Below are 21,443 nucleotides of genomic sequence, written 5' to 3'. Positions count from 1 at the left end.
TGCCGTTTTTATAAGCAATTTTTTATTATGTTATGTTTTACATAGAAGAATACTCCCTTCTAAGAATTTTTTTATATTAATTTTACCGCTAATTGGGCTTTTACCGCGTAAAAAATCCATCTCTTTTTTTACTTCTGTAAAATCGAAAAGCGTAGAAGCAAACCTTATAAATTGCTCATTGTTATAATCTTCAAGTCCCATTGATGCCACATTCTTAAGCGCTTTATCTATAGCTCGGCGTATTCTCATTTCAATAGCCTTTATATCGGTGGATTTTTTTTCATCATAATTTTCGTAGTATTGTTTTAGGTACTGATATATATCCTGTAAATTATTTATATTCTGCCAGAACTTTTCATGGTTTTCTATGATGATCTTTATATCTTCACTGCCGGTTTCGCCAAGTATTCCCAGGTCTGCCAGAAAAAATCCTACTTTGTTTAGACCCTTTTTTATATTCACCTCAAGCAGCGGCATATCATCCAGATTAATTACTGTCGTTCGTATTTTATTAACGGTGTCTTTTAGTTTTATGATTTCCTGTACTTTGGAAATCACGCTTACGGTTTCTATGGCATTGATTGGCTTATGTATGAAAAACTCTATTCCAGCCTGATAAGCCTGGGAAATCATTGCCTGGTCCTCAACTTGTGAAATCATAATAAAATGTGTATTAATACCTCTTTTTTTCAGACTCTTTATTATTTCCAGCCCGTCTTTACTTGGGAGAAGAAAATCCATAAGCACTATATCCGGCTTCAAAACGGAAATTTTTTTCTCAGCTTCTTCACCGTCTCCGCTGTCCCCGACAATGTCTCCAAGATTGTTGTTTTCAATAATTCCCGAAAGAATTCGCCTTACTGCTCTATCATCATCTACTATCATCACGCGAAAGTTCATGTTTATCCCCCTGCACAGTTGTAAAATTTCCCTCTAAGGGCATGCGTATTTCAAATTTTGTGCCCTCAGTAGGAGTTGAAGTTACTGAAAGGCTGCCGCTCATATCCTCCACGAGATTTTTTACATTAACTAAACCAAGTCCTGTAGAAATTAAGCCGTCTTCGTTGTATTTCGTAGAAAAGCCCGGTTCAAAGATATAGGGAAGGTCTTTAGCATTGATTCCCTTCCCATCATCAGAAACAGTTATTATAACCGTTTCTTCGTCTAAACATATGTTTATTTCAATAACCCCTTTATCGTCTATGGCATCCAGTGCATTAGAAACCAAGTTGTTGAAAATAGAGAACATCGAAAAGTAATTAATTACAACTAAATTTGGTACTGTATTGATTTTTAATTTTACATCTTTTTCAATTGCGCTTATCAATCTCTGTGTATTTGATTTAATTATATCAAGTACGGCCGTTAGCTGCATACCGCCTATTTCTTCGGGCAGCAGTTCTTTTACCCCTGCCAAAATTCTAAGGTAATCCTTTTTTATTTCGTGAATATCTTTGGCAAGATTCAAGGCTTTTTTCTTTAATCTTATAACATCATTATCATCAATATCCAAAACCAAAGATTGATATATTTCATAGCCTTCCCTCATCGCATCTTCTAAGTCTTTTGAGGATTTTTTTATATAAAAAAACTCAGCCTTCAAATCCGACAGCAGTTTAAGTAGTTCGGCATAACGTTTTTCATGTTCTTCACGCATTATAACAAGCCTGTATCGCTCTATTATCCAATAGACAGCAAACGTAATAATGCTGCGAATCAAGCCTACGGCAAGCACCCTATTGAATATTTCCTGAAAGTAAATCAAATTCATTTCACCTCTTGCGGTAAGCTCGACAAAATTAGCTCCGATATCTGCTAAGGTCATTACAGCAATAAAGTTTACAGGCATCTTCAAAAGTGCTTTTATATTCCCTATTCTTAAAAATATTCCATATGCTACATAAAAAAAGAAGGCAGGATAGTGAAGGTTAACTGCATAAATAAAAGTGCTTTTGCCGATAACGCAGCTCAACAGTATGCGAAAAATCATAATAACCAGCCCGGAAAAGGGAACCAATACCATTTCAGGTATATAATCAAAATATAATACCAAAAAAGATAAAGTAACAACTCCCACGGTAAATCGGAAATTAGTTCCAAAAGGATAAAAATACAGCTCCCCTGTCAGGGCTGCTAAGGCTGCGGTTATCAGCATTTCCTTGTAATAGCTTTTAACGGACAAGCTTTCATCTCCCTCCTGATAGGAGAGTTGTTTGGTTTCAAAGAACCTTACTAAATAATATTATACCAAAATCTATCGTTGATTCCACTGCAGAAAGTCAGTTTTGTTGTAAAAAGTATTTATTAATGTTTTTGCTATAAAAAAGCGAGCGAGCGGGCGACCAGTGGTCGCCCCTACTTTTAGGATGATTTTATGAAGGCTAGAACAAGTAATAAGATTCCCGGCAGATACTCTGTTAGCTTTTGGTTTAGAAATACTAATTTTTTACGACCTATATACAGGCCTATTGATAAAAAAATGAGACTTGCTATGCTAACCAAGGTTGTAGTCCATATTATTCCAAAACCTGCCGCTGCAGCACCAAAGCCTGCTCCAAAGGAATCCACGGCAAGGGCAGCTCCCAGCAGTAAGGCTTCTCCGATATCAATAATCCCTGAAGTATCTGTATCGGCAGCAATCGGTTCTCTTAATATTTTTATGACAAGACCCAGCGGCTTTATTTGAAAACTGGCGATAGTTTTTGTGCTTATGCTGCTATTTTCTCTTGCGTATGTCTTTAAAAGCGACCAGATACCTAAAATCGACAGCAGTATAGACCCTATGAATTTGGTTTCGATGGGATAAAAAAATCCTATTGCAATATTTCCAAAAACCATAGCCGTCACAAATGCACAGGAAGTGGCCGCTACTATAACCAGTTGTGAAAACCAGGGAATTTTTATATCTTTCATTCCGTAAATTATTCCGGCAGATAAACCATCTACACTTACTGCAATTGCAAGTATGATTCCGGTAAAAATGTTCAATCGACATCTCCCCTTTTATTTATGCGAATTCATCATTGTTTTTTGGTTGTTCCGGTTTATGCTTTAAACTCTGTGGTTTTAGCTTTTAATACTTCTTCTTGCAGCAGCTGCCATATCTCTCTAAATAATGTTGCAAATCTGGGCGATGAACGTAATGATAGAATATCTCTCGGTCTTGGAATATCCACCGGAACTATTGCTTTAACTTTCCCGGGATGTGCTGTCATTACCATTATCCTATCAGCCAAAAGAAGCGCTTCGTCAATACTGTGTGTTATAAAAATAGAAGTTTTGCCGCTGCCATCCCATATTTTTAAGAGTTCTTGCTGTAAAATCAGCCGATTTTGTTCGTCAAGAGCTCCAAAAGGCTCATCCATAAGTAAAATTTCAGGGTCACTTACAAAAGCCCGTGCAACATTGATTCTCTGTTTCATCCCACCGGATAATTGATAAGGAAAGGCATTTGCAAATTTGTCCAGACCCATTAATTTTAAATAATGCTCGACTATGTTCAATCTTTTATCACTTGGGAAACCTCTAATTCTCAAACTGTAAGCTACGTTTTCCGCAACCGTCATCCATGGAAATACGGAATCGCCCTGAAACACCATTGATGTCAAAGGTTTTTCAGGATTTTTCGACCTCATAAACACCTTTCCTTTGGTTTGCTTTTCCAAACCGGCCAAAATCCTAAGCAGTGTGGTCTTGCCACAGCCGCTAGGACCCAAAATGCATAAAAATTCACCTTCCCTTACCGATAAATCTAAGTCTTTAATCGCAACAACCTTTTCCTTGCGTGTATAAAACTCTTTATTTAGTTTTTCTATGCGTATAACCTCGGTGGGATACAATAAGCTCACCTCCTGTTGTTTGCCCAAGGTATAACAATTTTTTCCGCAATATCTAAAAGACATGAGAAAATATATCCTAAGAAAGCCATTGTTATAAGAGCTACAAACATTTTCTCAATATCGAACATGTCATATGCTCGCCAGACCATCCACCCAACTCCCGCTTTTGCTGCCGAAAGTTCTGCTGCTACTATCAGCAGCAAGGCAGTACCCATACCCAGCTTAAAGCCTGCGAATATCATGGGCAGTGCTCCGGGAAAAGCCACTGTTGTGTAAAACTGAAAAGGGCTTGCTCCAAAGTTTTTTGCTATGTCAAGATATATTTCATCAATATTTAATACACCCGCCATGGTATTTATTAAGACTAGGTAGAACACCCCAATGGCTATGGTAAATATTTTCGACGTTTCACCTAGGCCAAAAATAATAAGAATCAGCGGCATAATCGCCAGTTTTGGAATTGGGAAGGTGACTGCTACCATAGGCATAAGACTGGCCCTTACCGGTGGAAAAAGTCCCATTGATAAACCTAGGACTACTCCAGGCACGGCTCCGGCTATAAATCCCAGCAGTATTCTTCGAGCACTGATAAGGGTATGATACAAAAGTTCCCCTGAATAAAGCATCGGAATCATAGTTTTGAAAATCATTACAGGGCTTGAAAACAATCGAACATCAATAAGCCCCCATCGCGCGAATAACTCCCATAATACCAAGAGTAACGACGGGGAGAAAAAAGTCAGGACTTTTAATATAATCGCTTTATTCACCAATTTTGTCTTGGGTTTGCACTCTTCTTCTTTAATAACAATATTCATCTGTTCAATGTTTTTGTAAATATGTTCTTCAAATAAGCTCATGGTATTTCTCCTTTTTTCATTAAGTTGGCCGAAAACCGGTATTCGATTTTCGGCCGCATATATTACCTATTTGGAATATCTTCCCAATATTTTAACGGCATATTCGGCATAGCTGTTGTCTACCACATCTTCGGCCTCTAATTCTCCTTTTAATAAATCTCTTTGTTTATACCAGTCAAGGTCCATTTGGATACCTTTCATTCTTACGAAACCATCTGGATTAAAGCCAACAGGGTACATTTTTTCATAGAGTTCCTTCTCTTTTACAACTGAATACTCTGCAAGGATTGATATGATTTCGTCTTTATTTATGTTTTTAAAAAAGGCATCATTGTAATCTCTTATGGCTTTAATATAAGCAACCATGAAACGGTTAGCAACTTCCGGCTGGTCAAGCATGCTCTTTCCATAGACCAAAAGCGCAGTTTGAGCATCAGGATCATACTCTGAAGGGTCTTTCCACGGATCCGCAATATCTTTGGCGATAGCGGCAGCTACAAAGGGTTCGATTACCATGCCTCCATCGATGCTTTTATTGCTCATAGCAGCCACTATATCGGGAAAACTTCTGATGACTTGTAAATCTACATCATTTGTAGTCATCCCTCCCTGATTCAGTACTCGGTCTAGGGCAATTTCATCAAGAGAAGCGGTGCCTACTACAGCAAGTTTACGCCCTCTTAAATCCTTAAAGTCTTTTATCTCATCTACCAAGTCTTTGCGTATCATTAAACGATAATATCCCTGGCCTTCGACATTAATACCTTTGTCTCCGACAATTTTTATCGGTATATCTCGAAGAATTGCATTAAACAGTCCAGATGCCGTAACGGTACATCCTACATCAAGCTGGCCTGCTCCCAAGGCATTTATCATATCTTGACCGGTATTGAAAGCAATAGATTCAATTTCAATGCCCAGTTCCTCGTAATAACCTTTGGCCATACCTATAAGCACACCTGCATCAGATACTACTTCCTTCATTCCAACCGTCACCTTTACGGGCGGGGAAAGAGGCTCAAGTTCAGGTTTTTTTCCGATAGTTTGTTCTTTTTGTACTTCTTCAGGTGTCACGTTATCGGTTTTCTCTTTTACCGCCTGCCCTCCACATCCAGTAACAGTTACTGAAAACAGCATAACCGCAACTAAAAGCAGTGCTATACGTCTCAAACAAACCACCCCTTTAAAAAATAACTTTCTTTATATTATTCTTGTGGACATAAATCGGTTACGACTTATAAAACAATTTATTAAAAATAACATTATTAAAATAACTGTTCCGAAAATTATTCGCATAATAGGAACAGGAAGATAGTTGAATTCATATAATGGAATTAACCCGGAATTAATTAATATTTTTAACAAGTGTTTTAAGTATTAAATACATAGACTAATCGTTTTTAAAGCATTTTGGGAAGGTGGTGATTTTAATAGGCTTTGCTGTAATAATTTTTTTACTGTTTCTTGTAGTTTATTATTACATGGTAAAACCAAAAAATTTTATAGGCGGATTTCATAAGGTTAAGATTCAACAATTAAAATCTGTCAACAATTTAGACTGTTTAACGGTATTTGACAAGAGCGATGAAGTTCATGCAGAAAGAGGTGGTAAGGACAAAAATTTAGAATCATGTTCAAAACTTCAAGAAGAAACGCCGGAACAATACTTGCACTATAACGAAGAAGATGATTTTAAGAAAGCGGAAGATGAGTTGGATTTATGTAAAGAGTCCTCACATGATAGTGTGTCACAAAATATATTAGATGTTTTGGAAATTAATCAAATGGGAGGAAAAAGGGAGGATGAAAAAATGGCTTTAATTAAGGTTCCCGTTTTAATCGGTGAAGGTTCTATCCAAAAAATGGTAGAATCCGCCGTAACGCTGGAAGAAATTGCAATTAAGGTAAAGGAAATAAGGGCTTTGGTAGAAAACCTGAATACTACTGTTATACAGGATAAAGTCATTATTCAAGGAACACTTCACAAGCAGATATTCTATGTTGGTGAGGATGCAGTTGTTCACCATCAGACAGAACTTATACCTATCAGCTACTTTATTGATATAGATGGAGCATTACCTGGAATGAACACAACCGTAACACCTGTGGTGGAACATGTAGCCTTCACGCTTTTAGATTCGACAACTCTGCACCAGAAGGTCATATTGTCTTTTTCTGTTATAGTAACAGATGTTCAAAATCTTGAAGTTGAAACAGGAGAAGAAGAAACACCGCTTTATTATGTATCTGAAATTGAGGGGCAAAACTCGCAGCAGCTTATAGTTGAAACAACGGTAACACTAAATCAACCGGCACTTAAAGTTGACGAAATAACGGCCGTAGTGCAAGATATACTAACTGATGTGATAACAGATAAGGTAATTATTCAAGGAATTCTCCATAAACAAATATTCTATGTAGGACTTGACAATATAGAATATCACCAAGCGGAAGATATACCTTTCAGTCTCTTTGTAGATGTGGAAGGAGCCACTCCCGGCATGCATGTTCAAGTAGAATCAACCATTGAAACAATTAATTATGCTCTTGAAAACAGTAATGATTTAACGCAAAAAGTAGTTATTCAATTTTCTGTTGTAGTCACACAGAATACCAGCCTAAATATTATCGAAGGAACAGAAGAACCAATCCTTCTTGTAGATGAAGTGGTAGGCGAAACTACCGGCCAAACTCTTTTACAAGATATTATAACAATGGATAAACCAACTCAAAAGATAAGGGATGTTGATGCAGAGGTTACATCAATTACTGCTCAAATCATTGCAAATAAGGTAATCATCCAAGGTATAATCCACAAGCAAATATATTATATCGGCACCGACGATATTGAATATGAAATGGGCGAAGACGTAGAATTCAGTTTCTTTGTGGATTTACCTGATGCCGAACCTGAGATGCATGCGGCCTTGGTACCGACTATAGAAAGCGTAATAACGGAATTGCTGAGTGAAACCGAAATGTTGGAAAAAGTTGTGCTGAAGGTAGATGTGTTAGTATTGTCAACAGTAAGATTAAACATTGGGGCTGTGCCTGTGCCATAACAATATAACAATAGCAAATGTTAAAAGCAAGCGGCTACAGCTGCTTTTTATAAAGCAGAATTGCCGCTTTTTTTATAATTCATAAAGAAAAAACCTCAGTTGAAAATATAGAGCCTAATAGGTATAAATTTTAAGGCCGTATTTGCATTACAACATGAGCACAAAAATCTAATTTTGCGATTTCATCTATCTTTGTAGGCACAAGATCTCCTTCATCGGATAATTTATGGAAAATTACCCTCTTGGATTTTTGAAATTTATTTAAAAGCTGGATAAACACGCACCAGTCTTTTTGCAGCATCATCTTATTTAATTCAAATATAATGATTTTAACCGTTTCTGATTGTATCAATTTTTGCATACCTAAAAAAGCATGATACTCACCACCTTCAATATCTATTTTAATAAGGTTGATTGTATCAAATTTATCAAAATAATTATCAAGAGGTTCCGAATCTATTTCAATTTTATCAATTTGATCTGAATATAGCTTAAAATACTCATCATTATGCCTATTGATAGAGGAATTACCCATGAATCTCTTGGTAATATAAAATGGGATTTTAGTGATACATGAGTATACTGCTTTATTTGATATTGTTACCCTATCCTGAACATAGTTTATGGATAAGTTGTCAAAAAGAAGTGAATTTAAATAAGGATTCGGTTCATAAGCAAATACTTTTCCCGTAGGCCCTACCAACATGCCTAGTAAGACTGTAAAATATCCAAGGTTTGCTCCAATATCAAAAACCGTAAAACCCTGTTTTATATTTTTAATTAGATATTTTGTAAGCGGAAGTTCCAAACTACCACTAATTATTAATTCCGGTGACAGGCTCAAATCCATTGAAGGTATTATTAGCTTACCACCATATACTGTCACAACCAACATTCTTTGACCCCCTATATATGTTCCCCTCATCTTATCGCTCCTCCTAAATCTATTTTTATTTCATTGTATTCAATATTAATCTAACCGTTGATAAAAACAGAAATTTAACTCTGTAACACTTCATTCTAAATTGAATATAATTTATTAGGAGGTGATAATGACATGGCTTTTACCTATACAGCAAGTTCTACAGGCAGTACACTTCAGACTGAAACTGTTTCAATTGAAGTATCGCCCGCCAGCGGAGTAATCGCAGCCACAATGCTGCCCGGAGATTCAGTTTCTGGCACAATAAATGTATCAAATACGGGTACCGTTGACGAATATTATTTTATTACGGCTGATTGGAAAGCTGCTGATGATGATACAACACCTTCTTTAGCAGCACTGTTAGCCTATAATTTAAATGTAAGTGTTGCTGTTGGGGACACAGATTTGTTTGCCGGCAAACTGGAAGACCTGATAGATAGGCCAGACAGCCCCGGCAGGGAGTTGACTTTAACAACTGCTAATGAAGACGTAAGCTTTAATTTTACTTTACCTACAGATGCCGGTAATGCTGTGCAAGATATTGACCTGGCAATAGATTTTGTTTTTGTAGCAACTTCATAAAAAAGGGCCTTCATGAGAAGGCCCTTATTGCAAGGAGAGATTTGAATGGGAAAACATCGTGAGAATAATATTGTAGCGATGATGCCTGCAAGAAATGAATCGGGTCGGCATCTATGTGAAGTGTTAAATCATCTTTCGCAATGGGTTGATAAAATAGTAGTCCTTGACGATGCGTCAGAAGATGATACCTTTGAAATTGTCAACAGAAATGAAAAGGTTATAGCTTATAAAAATGAGCATTGTATCTTTGAAGAAAATGAGTCGGCTTTAAGATCAAAGCTATGGGAACTAACAATAGCGCAAAATCCTAACTGGATTTTAGCTATTGATGCCGATGAAATTTTTGAAGACAGAATTATTGATGAAATACTTTTGTTAATAAACCAAGAATATTATGATGCAATTTATTTTAGAGTATTTGATTTCTGGTCATCCAAAATCTGTTACAGAATAGACGGAGGTTGGAATCCATGGACTACATTCTGGCCTTTTTTAATAAGATACAACCCCGATATAAGTTATTATTGGCCCAACAGAGAAATTCACTGCAGCAGATTCCCACAGCCCTGTGAAAATTTTATACCTTATTACTCAGATATTAGAATAAAACATTTTGGTTGGGCTGATGCAAAGGAGCATTATAAGAAGTTTTTGTTTTATCGAGATAAGGATATAAAAATTTTTGGGCAAATCAGGCCACATACTCAAAGCATAATGATAACACCAAAGTCTAATGATTTAGAAACATGGCAAGAAGCAAAGCGGCTTAGTTTTTTGAAAGAGGTGTACTCGTAAATGTATGATATTCTATACCTACCCAGTTTCGATTACTTCAATTTTCGCCAAAGGCCTCAACACCTTTTATGGGAGCTTTCAAAATTAGGTTTCAATGTTATGTACTGTAATGTTACTCAAACTTCAACGGATTTTATCCCATTAAGCGCTACTTTCAATTTATGCAATAACATAAAATCGCTTGATCATAACAAGGAATATATAATGTGGCTCACACATGGGCCTTATGCTGAATTGCTGCCGGAATTCAATCTCAAAATGGTTATAAGTGATTTTGCCGATGCTTCTGTAGATGAGTTTTCAAAATTTGCGGTTTATGATGAACAAAAAATTATTGCTGCGGATTTAGTATTTACTGCATCCGAAAAACTATTTTTAGACATTTCAAAAAAACACCCTAGATGCTATAAAGTAAACAACGGTGTTGAGTTTGAGCATTTTGCCAAAAGTGTAACAAGAAGCTCGCAACCGCCTGCTGATATAGTTAAGGCTTGTTCTAAACCTATTGTGGGTTTTTGGGGGGCTTTATCCTCTTGGATCGATTTTGCTTTAATTGAATTTATAGCTGACATTAGAAGTAATTATAATTTTGTTTTTCTTGGCACATTTACTACAAATGTTCCTAGGGTTCCCATTAAATCCAACATATTCTATTTAGGGCCGAAAGATTACGAGATATTACCCTATTACGCTCAATGGTTTGATGTAGCAATAATTCCATTTCAGATAAAAGACGTAACCCTCGCCGCAGATCCTATAAAAGCCTATGAGTACATCGCTTCAGGTCTCCCTGTGGTATCTACAAATCTGCCCCAGTTGGAAGGATTGGCAGATGTTAGGCTTGCAAGAACACCAGAGGACTTTGTATCATGCCTTGATTGGGCAGTTTATAATGGAAAAAGCCAAGAAAAAATAAAATTACGAATGGAAATAGCAAAACAGAACACTTGGAAAATGCGAGCTATATGTATAGCTGAAAAAATAAAAGAATTAATTTTAGAACCTTAGAATAGGGGGAAATAATGTGTCAAAGCGGATTGGAATCTTAACTACTAATTTTTATAGCCCAGATGGCCTAAGAATGATATATGGTGGAGCAGAACGGTACGGATTTGAATTAACTAAGCTTTTGATGGATTTAGGTTATAAAGTAGCTTGGTGGCAGATCGGAAGCGGATGGCAAAAAGAGCTTTTACATGGTGTCCAAATAAATTCAATCCGAGAAACCAAAAACGAATTCATGACTTTCCCACGCCTAAATCAGCACTTTCATGAACAGGCAATGGAATTAGATTATGCTATTTATTTTGTAACCTTTTTAGCATATCCGCAAGTTTTAGAGAAAAGTATATCAATTTCCCACGGGGTTTTTTGGGATTATCCCGAATTTGATTCACAGCTTCCTACAGAATCTGCTAAAAAAGAATGGCTTAGAAGATACCATATTGCGTTAAGTGGTCCTCAAAAAGTGGTTTCTGTAGATACAAATACTATAAATTGGATAAATGCCACATGGCCCGGCCTCTCTCATAAGCTGGAGTATATACCGAATTTCGCAGATATTAATAGTTTGAAACCTAGGGGAAACGCTAGCAACAAAATAAAAGTGATATTCCCTCGTCGGCTTACATCCGTACGAGGTTTAAACGAAGCGTGCCATGCCGCCAAAGTACTGACATCAAGGTATCCCGATAAAATAGAGTTTCATTTTGTAGGAAGAGGCCATTCTGATTTGTTGGAAGCTGAGGCTCTCAAATGGGCATCGGAAAACAAAAACATATATTACTACTGGCAGCCCCCGCATATTATGTATGAGATTTACTCACAAATGGACATTGCTTTAATTCCTACTAAAGCAACTGAAGGGACTTCCCTTTCGTGCCTGGAAGCTATGGCTTCAGGGTGTGCCGTCATTGCCACACCTGTTGGAGGCCTAACTGATTTAATAATCGACGGTTATAATGGAATATTGATAAAACCAACCTCAAGCAATCTAATAGAAGCCATTGAGTATCTCCTTAACAATGAAGATGAAAGACAGCGGATGGGCAAAAATGCAAAAAAAGTAGCTGAAGCTTTTGATATTGAGCGTTGGAAGCAAAAATGGGAAAAAGTAATTAAGCAAGTCTTTAGATGAGGTGTGGTAAGAATGTTTACACATGTTGCCAAGTGCACTAACAATTTTATAAGGGTTCCGCCAAGGCCAGTCGGCCCTATCGAGGTACGCCTGCCGGTGGTAGTAGCTAAAAAGAATATTTCATTTCTTATACCCATTAGGAATTCTCTGCCGGATATTCCTGAAAAGATAAAAAAAGTTGATTTTTTGGTAGAAAAAGTAAGTTTTCATATAGTAAAGGGCTTGGTTATGTTTGATATAGAGTTTTTAGAAGATATTTACTACGTTTATAATGGCATAGTAAAAAATGCTGCTTTTTATGAGTTGTTTTCCGATTCTGTTTCAATTCCTGAGGCAAAATCCCATATGGAGGTTATATATAATATAGATACCCACTTGACATATAAGACTTTTGAGAAAGATATTTTAAAACAGATAGTGGTCAACATGTACATTGAACTTATTGAATATCGCAATATATTTATTTAAAACCTATCATTTTTTTAGGCTAAATCTTAATATCATTACCTCCTCGTGCTGAATATAATAAACTAGTAAGTACGATTAAGTCAGGGGGATTCAATATGCTCAAACAATTAAAGGCTTTCAATTTAAAAAGGCAGCAGCCTACAATAGCTCGAAAGCTCAAAAAGGTTATCGGGGAAATAAGATCATTAAATTATATAACACTTAACGATAAGTTAATCATACAAGGCATCGTTCATAAACAGGTCTTTTTTGTAGGAATCGACGACAAGGTACATCATATCTCTGGTAATATTCCATTCAGTGCCATATTAGACATCCCCGGCATAGCCCCGGGGATGAATGTAAATATTTTCGCTGATTTAGAAAGCATTGAGGCGAAACTTGCACCTTCCGGTGAACGGGTTTTTTGTAAAGCAATTGTAAAAATAACTGCCACTGCAGAGGATGTTTCTTATATTTTTCTCGTAGCAGGCACCGATAAAAGTGTTATCGCCGAAACAGTAATCAAAGAAAGCTCAGAGCAGGTTTTGGTCGAAGATATCTTGGTTCTGGATAGGTCAATACAAAAAGTGGAGGAGTGTCGGGCCACAGTAACTATCAATAATGCAGACGTATTAGATAATAAGGTCTTAATTCAAGCTATCTTGCATAATCAAATATTTTATATTGGGGAAGATAATATATCCTATCATCAGTCTTTTGACATTCCTGTAAGCTGTTTTGCACAAGTTGAAGGTGCATTGCCTGAAATGAATGTATATGCAGAACCGGTCATAGAAATGAATAAAGTAGACGTTCTTTCCCCAAATGAGCTAAAATTAAAAGCAATCATTCAATGCAATGTAACCGTGACACAAGAGATTACAGCAAACATTGGCGTAGCACAAGATGGGCAAGAATATGTTATAAACGGTTTAATAGGCGAAAGCACAGCATTTCAGCATATGGTAGAGTCTGTAGAAATTTTAGAGCATGAAGCCATTAAAATAAGAGATATAAAAGTAAATCTTCATAATATCTCATCATTAGTTGTTATGGATAAAGTGATAATTCAAGGCATAATTCATAAACAAATATATTATGTCGGGACAGATAATGTCAATTACCATCAATCGGCAGACATTCCCTTTACCGCTTTCACTGATTATCCCGGTGCTAGGCCTGGTCTAAATGCTGTGATTGTACCGGTTGTAGAATATACTAAATATGACTTAACCGGCAGCAGAAAACTCACTGAGCATAATATAATTCGTTTTGATGTGACTATTGTAGAAAAGGACATATTGCCTGTAGCTCAAGGAACAGCTCAAGACCTTAGGGTGAGGTTACCGTTAATGGTGGGAGAAACTTCTGCACAGGTTATGGTGCATGATATTGAACCGATTGAAATAATAGAGAACATAATTGTCACAAAAGACCCGATTATAGTATGTACAGAATCAACAGCCAGCAAACAAACTCTAGTATCAAATACTATTGACGTTTATCCGCCTGCAGCAAGCATTGGTAAGTATAAGTGTATCATTGAAAGTACAACTACATCAATACTAGAAAATGAAATTATTGTATCCGGCTATTTTAAATGCTGCATTTCTTATGCTGACTCAGAAGGTTTAATTTACAAAATAGAAAGGCAAAAGCACTTTGCTGTATTGGTGCCCTTAGAAGGAATTCTCCCCAGCGACATCATCGAAGTTAAGGCTGAGGTGGAGCATGTAGATCTTTCGATATTACCAGAAGGTAATCAAATTAGTATGCTTGTAACCATCAGGGCTACTGTAAGAGGTTTTAAAAAGGAAATTGTATATGTTGTAACCGATGTAACAGGTCCTGATATTACTACAAACAAAATACTCATACTGGCCGAGTTGCCTACACATGAAATAAAACAGATGTATGTGGTAACTGAGGTTTATGATACCGATTTGGTCATTGTAAAACGAACATTTATGTTAAATGTAGTAGATGAAGGCTTTAAGCCGGTAGATGTTGTGGTAGATGTTATAAGTTGATATATAAAGAATTTGATTATTGATATTTTCAAACTGTGGGGCGTTCAATATTTAGTAGTATTTTTCACCATCCTTTTTTATAACCCCAAAACTTAGCAGCTTTTGCAATATAGGAATAAGCATGACAAATCTCATGTTTATTTCTTTTCTTATTTCATAAGCATTTATCCCGGGGTTTTTTTTGACTATAAGAGCAACGGCTTGTTCGCTATTGGATAGTTCCGGTTTTTTTACGTCTGAAATACTTGGATTTGCCGGCTTTGAATTATTAAAAATATCATTATTGACCAAAATCTTATCATCTGTATCTAAGTCATGCTTGTATGGTTTCTTCCGATAATATGCTTTTATTGTAAAATCATCATTTAAAAACACTTGATACTCTCCATCCGGAAACTTACAAAGAGCGGATAAGTCCTTAGCCCCTTCGGTAATATCTATCACTTCTACATCTTGATTGGAAAAATCTTTAAAAAACTTTACAATACCATCACGTGCTTTTTGTATCAATTGGGTCACTCCCTACATCACAATTTTCCCAGTGATATGTTTTTATTGTCAATTGAAATTCTGATTCTAGCATTTGGCCTTCAGATGTCATAAAAACTTTAGAAGGTAAGATTTCTAAATCGAAATCGCCTTTATAAATGTTTAACTCGTCTTTGATGTGAAACCTAAAATCTAATTCATCAAAATCCTGGTACACATACTTATCTTTGCCTGTATACACTATATCAAAATAAAGCTTTCCTACCGCCCATAAGCCATCAGCATGTTGTTCATATCGCTTTTTGTTTGGGATAACCTTTATATCTCTAATGAAAAGTGCAGGTGAGATAAGCGGCATAGTATGGTTAATATTGAATACATATTTGTTAAAATAAACTTGCCGATAATTTCCTGCAGACTCAGTTCTTACCCCTGTCACTAAATAAATATCTTCCTGCTTTGTTGCTTCTATAGCAAAACTTAAAGAAAAAAGCAGTTGAACAGATGATGATTTCTTAGCTCCTATTGATACATGACAAATTTTGGGGTTTACTCTTATTTGCATACCGGTATCACCATTAACAACACTGCCCAATATTCCGACAGGTACTATGCTTTTTTGGCAGTGTACTATATCATCTGTTCCGATGTAATATATATCTACATTAAGCGTTCCTTGAATCAGGAATCTGTAATCTAATATAACAACATCTAAAAAATCTATTTCTGATTTCACATCTTCTATTTCCTTTAAATCCCTGTCAATATTTATTTCATATTTTTCAGTAAAATCAATAGTCTTTGACTCTAATATCTTTTCTACACTTACAAGTTCTTGTAATATCTGATCCCGGGGAAGCACATCCGTCACCACAGTTGCCTGCCGTCTAATGCTGCCGGAAAAGGCGACTTCTATCAGAGCTTTTATCATAATAGTTTCATCTTTTAATGCTCCTGAAAGATGGATTATATTTACATTTATATCAAAAATAGTTCCTTCAACAATTTGTGCCAGCAAATAACTATTACTAAAGTCAATTTGAATGTACTTATACATATGCTTTAGCCGTTCATCCGCATAGATAATTTCCAAACCAATAATGCCATCTACTACTAATCTGCCTCCCTCGACGGTATGAGATATACTCTCTATTTTTCCCTGTAAGTCCACAATACACTTAATGCTGGATTCGAATAAAAAAGACTTTTGTTCCAAAAAAGCAAACTCACCTTCAGTTATAACCTCTTTTAATAAAAATTCTTCTTTTACAACCTCATATCCCGGTTCATTGAAGTCTGTAATAACCTGACTCTCTGCTTTTTTTAGAATCTTAATCATATATTCCAGAGTAATTATTACATCATAACAATTGTTTTTCCCGCAGGGCTTGTAATAAATATCTATATAATCCACAGTTATTCTGGCCGTTTGATTGGGTTCAGCTTCGGCAAATGATACTATTTTCTCTATCGGGACGGCAATAGTGCCGTATTTTTCTATCCCTTGAGTACTCAAATAAAACACTTCAACAGTTACTTCACCTTCAAGCATTACAGCACTGCGCAGCACTCTGAAATTAGCTTCGCTTAGATGAGGTTTCATAATTATTATATGTTGGCAATCCTGTTTTTCGAACGTGCTTTTCAATGTTGCATGCTCTCTTTTTTCTCCCATGACTTTAAATGTCGTTATTTTTTCTTTTTCAAACCTTTTAGGCGGGAAAGGGGAACAATTCTTTTCAATAACACCTTGCAACCCTATATTAACAAATAGGTTTAAGGTAAGTAAATTCCCTGATAAATGTTGGCTTTGTTGTTCACTGTGACATATTATATAAAAATTCATATCTTTTATAATCTTTTCCGGGAGTATTCCATATTCCAACGGTTTTTCAATATTGCAAAAATGTATCTTGCCTTCTTTATCTAAAAAATATAAATCAATCTCTAGAATTGCAGAGATTATTATGGCACCTTCATTTAGTGTATAATTTACATTTATAACGTGTGAAATAATATCTGTAATTTTTATAGGAGCAGGTTTTAAATCGACAGATACTTGGACATCTTTTTGATAATTTTTCTCCCAGATCACTTCTTCCGTCCTGAATAATTCCACCTATCTCACCTTCTTCTCCTATAATTTTTATGATATTAGCAATTGATTTATGAAGGGTTTAGTCCTTAAATTACTTGTACAATCCCTACCATCCCATTTGAAAAAACTATCTCGCAGCATTTTTTCCGCTCGTAATTCCGGAAAGTAGTACAACAGCTTTTCTGTAAGCTATATTAGCGGTTTTTGTCGCATGACCTTCTGTTTGTATTCCCTCTTTGGGCTTTTGCATACTGTGCTTTATATTCTTCTAATTCCTTCTGATTCGCCAGGACAAAATGCCCCGGTTCAACCTCCGACCACCCGGGGGGATTATTTGCATAATCATGACAGCAAGGATCATACACTTGCAACGCTTTTTGTTTTTCTCTTGCCGGATCAGGAATTGGAATAGCCGACAGCAAAGCTTTAGTATAGCGGTGATAAGGGCGGGTAAACAGCTGTTCCGTATCTGCCAGTTCAACCATCTTACCTTTTCGAATAACGGCTATTCTATCGGTTATAAATCTTGCAACAGATAAGTCATGTGTAATAAACAGATAGGTTAATCCTTTCTTTTTCTGCAGTTCAGAGAGTAAATTTAGTACTTGAGCTCGAATAGAAACGTCTAGGGCTGATATTGGCTCATCTGCAATAATAAATTCCGGTCCCATAACAAGTGCCCTTGCAATGCCTATCCGCTGTCGCTGACCTCCTGAAAACTCGTGGGGAAATCTGTCGGCAAACTCAGGCAGCAGTCCTACATCTAAAAGCGCTTTTGCAACTTTTTCCCTTCTTTCTTCTTCACTCTTGTAATTTTTAATATTGTAAAGACCTTCTGACACTATATAATCAACTTTTGCCCTTTCATTTAAAGAAGCAACAGGATCTTGGAAAATCATTTGGATTTTCTTTGTCAGTTCTTTGTCCAGTTCTTTGCTGATTTTTCCGCTTATTTTTTGGCCTTTAAAAAATATCTTGCCACCGGCTAACTCGTTTATCCGCATTATAGCTCTTCCGATGGTAGTTTTGCCTGACCCCGATTCGCCTACAAGCCCAAAAGTTTCGCCTTTATAAATACAAAAGCTCACATCATCTACAGCTGCAATTTTTTTCTTTTTTACTCCAAATTCTACACGCAAGTTTTTTATTTCCAGTATGACTTTTTTGCTTATATTATTCATTGGCACTAACCCTCCGCCGGGAGCAAAGCTTTTTGATGAACTCAGGCGGTTCTACTTTTGGAGCCCTGGGATCAAGCAGCCACGTCTTAACTTTATGAGTCGGGCTTACAGAAAAATAGGGAGGCCTCTTTATAAAATCAATTTTAAGTGCCTTTGGATTTCTAGGTGCAAAAGCATCGCCTTTTATTTCATTAAACAAATTTGGCGGCGTACCTTTTATTGAATGAAGCTTTTCTCCCTTAGTTCCAAGTTGCGGCAGTGATAAAAGCAGCGCCCATGTATAGGGATGTCTTGGGTCATAAAAAATTTCTTCACAGGTTCCTATCTCAATGATATCGCCGGCATACATAACAGCTACTCTGTCTGCTACATTTGCCACTACACCTAAATCATGCGTAATATATATTATTGTAAGTTCATATTTCTCTTTTATATTTTTCAAAAGTCTAAGAATTTGCGCCTGTATAGTCACATCTAAAGCCGTCGTAGGCTCGTCGCAAATAAGTATTTGGGGATTGCTTGCTATGGCTATAGCTATAACCACCCTCTGTCTCATGCCTCCGGAAAATTCATGAGGATATTGACAATATCTTTTTTCCGGTTCTGCTATTCCTACATCTCTGAGCATTTCCACTACAAGTTTTTTAGCTTCTTTGCCTCTTAAACCTCGGTGAAGCACTATTGCTTCTTCTATCTGGCTTCCTATAGTTTTGAGTGGGTTTAATGAAGTCATTGGTTCTTGAAATACTATGGCAATTTCTTTGCCCCTGATTCTCAGCCAATCATTTTCTGTCTTAAATTTTACTAAGTCTTCCCCCTTATATATTATACTTCCTGAATCCACCCACCCATTATCATCAAGAAGTCCCATGAAAGTCTTGGTAAGAACCGATTTTCCCGCTCCAGACTCACCCACTATGGCAAGGCTTTCTCCTTTATGAAGGTCAAGGGACGCCTCTCTTATAGCAGTTAAAGTTCTTCCTCTCAGTTCAAATTTGACCACCAAATTTTGAACCACCATTATTATATCTTTGTCTGACACCTTTATCCCTCCTAAACATGAGTTTTCGGATCAGCCGCATCTGCAAAAGCATTTCCGATTATATAAAAGGATATGGTTATCAAGGAAAGAACTATTGCCGGAAATATTAATTGATATCTTAGCGACGAAACCATCATAACTAGTCTGCCTTCATTTACCAAGTTGCCCAATGATGGAATACTTACAGGCAGTCCCAGGCCTATATAAGTCAAAAATACTTCCGAACCGATGGCTGTAGGAATGGCCAGCGCCATTCTGAGCATGATGACTGAAATTAAATATGGAAGCAAGTTTCTGGTTATGATTCTTTTGGTGGGAGTACCCAAGCATCGTGAAGCCAGGTTGTATTCTCTGTCTCTTATAATAACTATTTGATTGCGTATAAATCGAGCAGTTCCTAACCAGCCAGTTATACACATGGCAAAAACCAAGGTTTTTATGCTTGGGCGCAGTATATAGGCAAAAAGAACTTGAATAATGGTAGTCGGTATATTATCCATAACATTGTATATTTCTGTAATTAGTGCATCAAGTCTTCTCACATATCCCCACAGCGCCCCTACCGTAATACCGATAATGGCATCCCAAATTGCCACTAACAGCCCAATAAAAAGTGATGTGCGCGTCCCGCTCCATATACGCGACCATAAATCCTGGCCTATTGAATTTGTTCCAAACCAAAACTCAATGTTTGGAGGTTGGTTCCTCAATTGCATATTTGTGTTTGGATCAAGATAAATTTTGGTCGGTGATTTTTGATTCGGTAAATAAGGCTGTATAATTGTAAATGCAAGAAGGACTATTATAATCTTCAAAAAGAACATAGCGACTTTATTTTTTCTAAATACTTGAAATGTTGAACGCCAATATGAATAATTGGAGTATCCGATGCGTTCTGCTTCCGATTCATCATATTCGGCAAACACAAATAATGATTCGTCAATTTTATCTTCTAAATTATTGATTTTTGTATTATACATTATCTGGCACCTTCCCCTTTATCCAATTTTATGCGCGGATCAAGCAAAACCATCAAGATATCTCCCAGGAAAAGTCCTATTATGCCTATTGACGAATATATAAGAACCAGTGCTTGAACTAGGGGATTGTCTTGCCTTTGAATGGCATCTACAAGCAATCCTCCCATGCCTGGAATCGAATAAAGGGATTCGATATATATAGAACCTGATATAGTAAATAATATAGAAGCCGGCAAGTACTGAGCCATAGGTACAAATGCATTTTTTAAAACATGGTTTGTCATAATTTTTTTACTTCTAAGCCCTTTGGCTCGCGCAAGTTTAACATAGTCTTTATTCAGTTCATCCACCATATACCGTCGCATCCACATAGCATATGATGCAGAGCCGCCAAGAGACATGGAAACTGCAGGCAATATCCAGCTCTTTGGATTATCTGCATTAAATAATATTGGGAGTTTGAAGATATCTGAACAGTACAATTGAAAAAATAAGTAGTATACCGCTGCCGGAACAGCATTTATGATGACAATGTAGCCGGTACCAAATTTATCCCAAAATTTATTCTTACTTCGAGCCATAGCTATACCCAATGTAATGCCAAATACAAGCGAAAGTGCCATTGCCGCAAGTCCAAAATATACTGAATAAGGCATTTTAGTTTTTACAATATCAATTATAGGCATTTTAGGCCTGTATATTATTGAAGTTCCAAGATCTCCGGATAAAAGAGATGTATAGAAGTTTTTTAGCTGGATATGCAGCGGATCTCTAAGTCCTATATTGGTTAATATTGCTTCTCTTTGTGCCTCATCAAGCTTTTCATAATTGTCTCCAAAATACCCCTCTTCAGGCATTAGTCGCATAAGAAGAAAAACTACGGTTATGACAATTATTAGTGTAAAAAATGAGCGTAATAACCTTTTCAGTGAGTACTTTAACATATCATCAACCCTCCTTGGCCAAAGTACAT

General features: G+C 36.5%; 20 protein-coding genes. 7 read left to right on the top strand and 13 right to left on the bottom strand.

Annotated features, from left to right (window positions below; all coding sequences use genetic code 11):
* Nucleotides 1–30: 30 nt before the first annotated feature.
* From TEPIRE1_RS04060 to TEPIRE1_RS04035, 6 genes are all read right to left on the bottom strand, one after another.
* A complete protein-coding gene (locus TEPIRE1_RS04060) occupies nucleotides 31–900 on the bottom strand; it encodes a response regulator (RefSeq protein ID WP_013777907.1) in 870 nt (289 codons plus the stop codon).
* Nucleotides 872–2,182 (bottom strand): ATP-binding protein, encoded by a 1,311-nt coding sequence (locus tag TEPIRE1_RS04055; RefSeq protein ID WP_013777906.1) that lies wholly within the window; start codon nucleotides 2,180–2,182, stop codon nucleotides 872–874. The genes TEPIRE1_RS04060 and TEPIRE1_RS04055 overlap by 29 nt, the downstream gene beginning before the upstream one ends.
* A gap of 179 nt (nucleotides 2,183–2,361) precedes the next feature.
* Nucleotides 2,362–2,988 carry a sporulation membrane protein YtaF gene (ytaF, locus tag TEPIRE1_RS04050; protein WP_013777905.1) on the bottom strand — a complete coding sequence of 209 codons (627 nt, stop codon included), beginning with the start codon at nucleotides 2,986–2,988 and terminating at the stop codon, nucleotides 2,362–2,364.
* Between the two features lie 56 nt (nucleotides 2,989–3,044).
* Nucleotides 3,045–3,839, bottom strand: coding sequence for an ABC transporter ATP-binding protein (locus TEPIRE1_RS04045; RefSeq protein ID WP_013777904.1), 795 nt, complete (start codon nucleotides 3,837–3,839; stop codon nucleotides 3,045–3,047).
* A gap of 5 nt (nucleotides 3,840–3,844) precedes the next feature.
* Entirely contained in the window at nucleotides 3,845–4,699 is an 855-nt protein-coding gene (locus TEPIRE1_RS04040) for an ABC transporter permease (protein ID WP_013777903.1), read from the bottom strand.
* A 66-nt stretch (nucleotides 4,700–4,765) separates the two neighbouring features.
* Entirely contained in the window at nucleotides 4,766–5,869 is a 1,104-nt protein-coding gene (locus TEPIRE1_RS04035; protein WP_013777902.1) for an ABC transporter substrate-binding protein, read from the bottom strand.
* Nucleotides 5,870–6,180: 311 nt separating this feature from the next.
* On the opposite strand from TEPIRE1_RS04035, the gene TEPIRE1_RS04030 reads away from it, so the two are divergent.
* Nucleotides 6,181–7,761 (top strand): DUF3794 domain-containing protein, encoded by a 1,581-nt coding sequence (locus TEPIRE1_RS04030; protein ID WP_231848320.1) that lies wholly within the window; start codon nucleotides 6,181–6,183, stop codon nucleotides 7,759–7,761.
* Nucleotides 7,762–7,891: 130 nt separating this feature from the next.
* Here TEPIRE1_RS04030 and TEPIRE1_RS04025 read toward each other — a convergent pair whose 3' ends face one another.
* On the bottom strand, nucleotides 7,892–8,656 hold the full coding sequence (locus TEPIRE1_RS04025; RefSeq protein ID WP_231848319.1) for an FkbM family methyltransferase: 765 nt from the start codon (nucleotides 8,654–8,656) through the stop codon (nucleotides 7,892–7,894).
* A 162-nt stretch (nucleotides 8,657–8,818) separates the two neighbouring features.
* Between TEPIRE1_RS04025 and TEPIRE1_RS04020 the strand changes: the two genes are divergently transcribed.
* From TEPIRE1_RS04020 to TEPIRE1_RS03995, 6 genes are all read left to right on the top strand, one after another.
* Nucleotides 8,819–9,268, top strand: coding sequence for a hypothetical protein (locus TEPIRE1_RS04020; RefSeq protein ID WP_013777899.1), 450 nt, complete (start codon nucleotides 8,819–8,821; stop codon nucleotides 9,266–9,268).
* Between the two features lie 45 nt (nucleotides 9,269–9,313).
* Nucleotides 9,314–10,063 carry a glycosyltransferase family 2 protein gene (locus TEPIRE1_RS04015; RefSeq protein ID WP_013777898.1) on the top strand — a complete coding sequence of 250 codons (750 nt, stop codon included), beginning with the start codon at nucleotides 9,314–9,316 and terminating at the stop codon, nucleotides 10,061–10,063.
* Nucleotides 10,064–11,071: a glycosyltransferase family protein gene (locus TEPIRE1_RS04010; RefSeq protein WP_013777897.1), complete on the top strand. Its 1,008-nt coding sequence runs from the start codon at nucleotides 10,064–10,066 to the stop codon at nucleotides 11,069–11,071. It abuts the gene before it with no gap.
* Nucleotides 11,072–11,087: 16 nt separating this feature from the next.
* Complete coding sequence (locus tag TEPIRE1_RS04005; RefSeq protein WP_013777896.1) at nucleotides 11,088–12,200, top strand: glycosyltransferase family 4 protein; 1,113 nt, start codon at nucleotides 11,088–11,090, stop codon at nucleotides 12,198–12,200.
* Between the two features lie 12 nt (nucleotides 12,201–12,212).
* Nucleotides 12,213–12,668 (top strand): hypothetical protein, encoded by a 456-nt coding sequence (locus tag TEPIRE1_RS04000; RefSeq protein WP_013777895.1) that lies wholly within the window; start codon nucleotides 12,213–12,215, stop codon nucleotides 12,666–12,668.
* Between the two features lie 95 nt (nucleotides 12,669–12,763).
* Nucleotides 12,764–14,680 carry a DUF3794 domain-containing protein gene (locus TEPIRE1_RS03995; RefSeq protein WP_013777894.1) on the top strand — a complete coding sequence of 639 codons (1,917 nt, stop codon included), beginning with the start codon at nucleotides 12,764–12,766 and terminating at the stop codon, nucleotides 14,678–14,680.
* A gap of 51 nt (nucleotides 14,681–14,731) precedes the next feature.
* On the opposite strand, the gene TEPIRE1_RS03990 is transcribed toward TEPIRE1_RS03995, so the two are convergent.
* The 6 genes from TEPIRE1_RS03990 to TEPIRE1_RS03965 all read right to left on the bottom strand — a co-directional run bounded on the left by TEPIRE1_RS03990 (nucleotide 14,732) and on the right by TEPIRE1_RS03965 (nucleotide 21,414).
* Nucleotides 14,732–15,199: a hypothetical protein gene (locus tag TEPIRE1_RS03990; protein WP_023211388.1), complete on the bottom strand. Its 468-nt coding sequence runs from the start codon at nucleotides 15,197–15,199 to the stop codon at nucleotides 14,732–14,734.
* A complete protein-coding gene (locus TEPIRE1_RS03985) occupies nucleotides 15,171–17,288 on the bottom strand; it encodes a DUF3794 domain-containing protein (RefSeq protein WP_013777892.1) in 2,118 nt (705 codons plus the stop codon). The genes TEPIRE1_RS03990 and TEPIRE1_RS03985 overlap by 29 nt, the downstream gene beginning before the upstream one ends.
* Nucleotides 17,289–17,461: 173 nt before the next feature.
* A complete protein-coding gene (locus TEPIRE1_RS03980; RefSeq protein WP_013777891.1) occupies nucleotides 17,462–18,448 on the bottom strand; it encodes an ATP-binding cassette domain-containing protein in 987 nt (328 codons plus the stop codon).
* Nucleotides 18,441–19,469, bottom strand: coding sequence for an ABC transporter ATP-binding protein (locus TEPIRE1_RS03975; RefSeq protein WP_173391427.1), 1,029 nt, complete (start codon nucleotides 19,467–19,469; stop codon nucleotides 18,441–18,443). Before TEPIRE1_RS03975 ends, TEPIRE1_RS03980 begins: the two co-directional genes overlap by 8 nt.
* 32 nt (nucleotides 19,470–19,501) lie before the next feature.
* Nucleotides 19,502–20,470: an ABC transporter permease gene (locus tag TEPIRE1_RS03970; protein WP_013777889.1), complete on the bottom strand. Its 969-nt coding sequence runs from the start codon at nucleotides 20,468–20,470 to the stop codon at nucleotides 19,502–19,504.
* Nucleotides 20,470–21,414, bottom strand: a complete 945-nt coding sequence (locus TEPIRE1_RS03965) for an ABC transporter permease (protein WP_013777888.1) — start codon at nucleotides 21,412–21,414, stop codon at nucleotides 20,470–20,472. Before TEPIRE1_RS03965 ends, TEPIRE1_RS03970 begins: the two co-directional genes overlap by 1 nt.
* Nucleotides 21,415–21,443: the final 29 nt, after the last annotated feature.

It is taken from the genome of Tepidanaerobacter acetatoxydans Re1 (assembly GCF_000328765.2).
Classification (GTDB): Bacteria; Bacillota; Thermosediminibacteria; order Thermosediminibacterales; family Tepidanaerobacteraceae; genus Tepidanaerobacter; species Tepidanaerobacter acetatoxydans.
The sequence above is the reverse complement of the archived record's forward strand: the minus strand, read 5'-3'. Positions and strand labels throughout refer to the sequence as shown.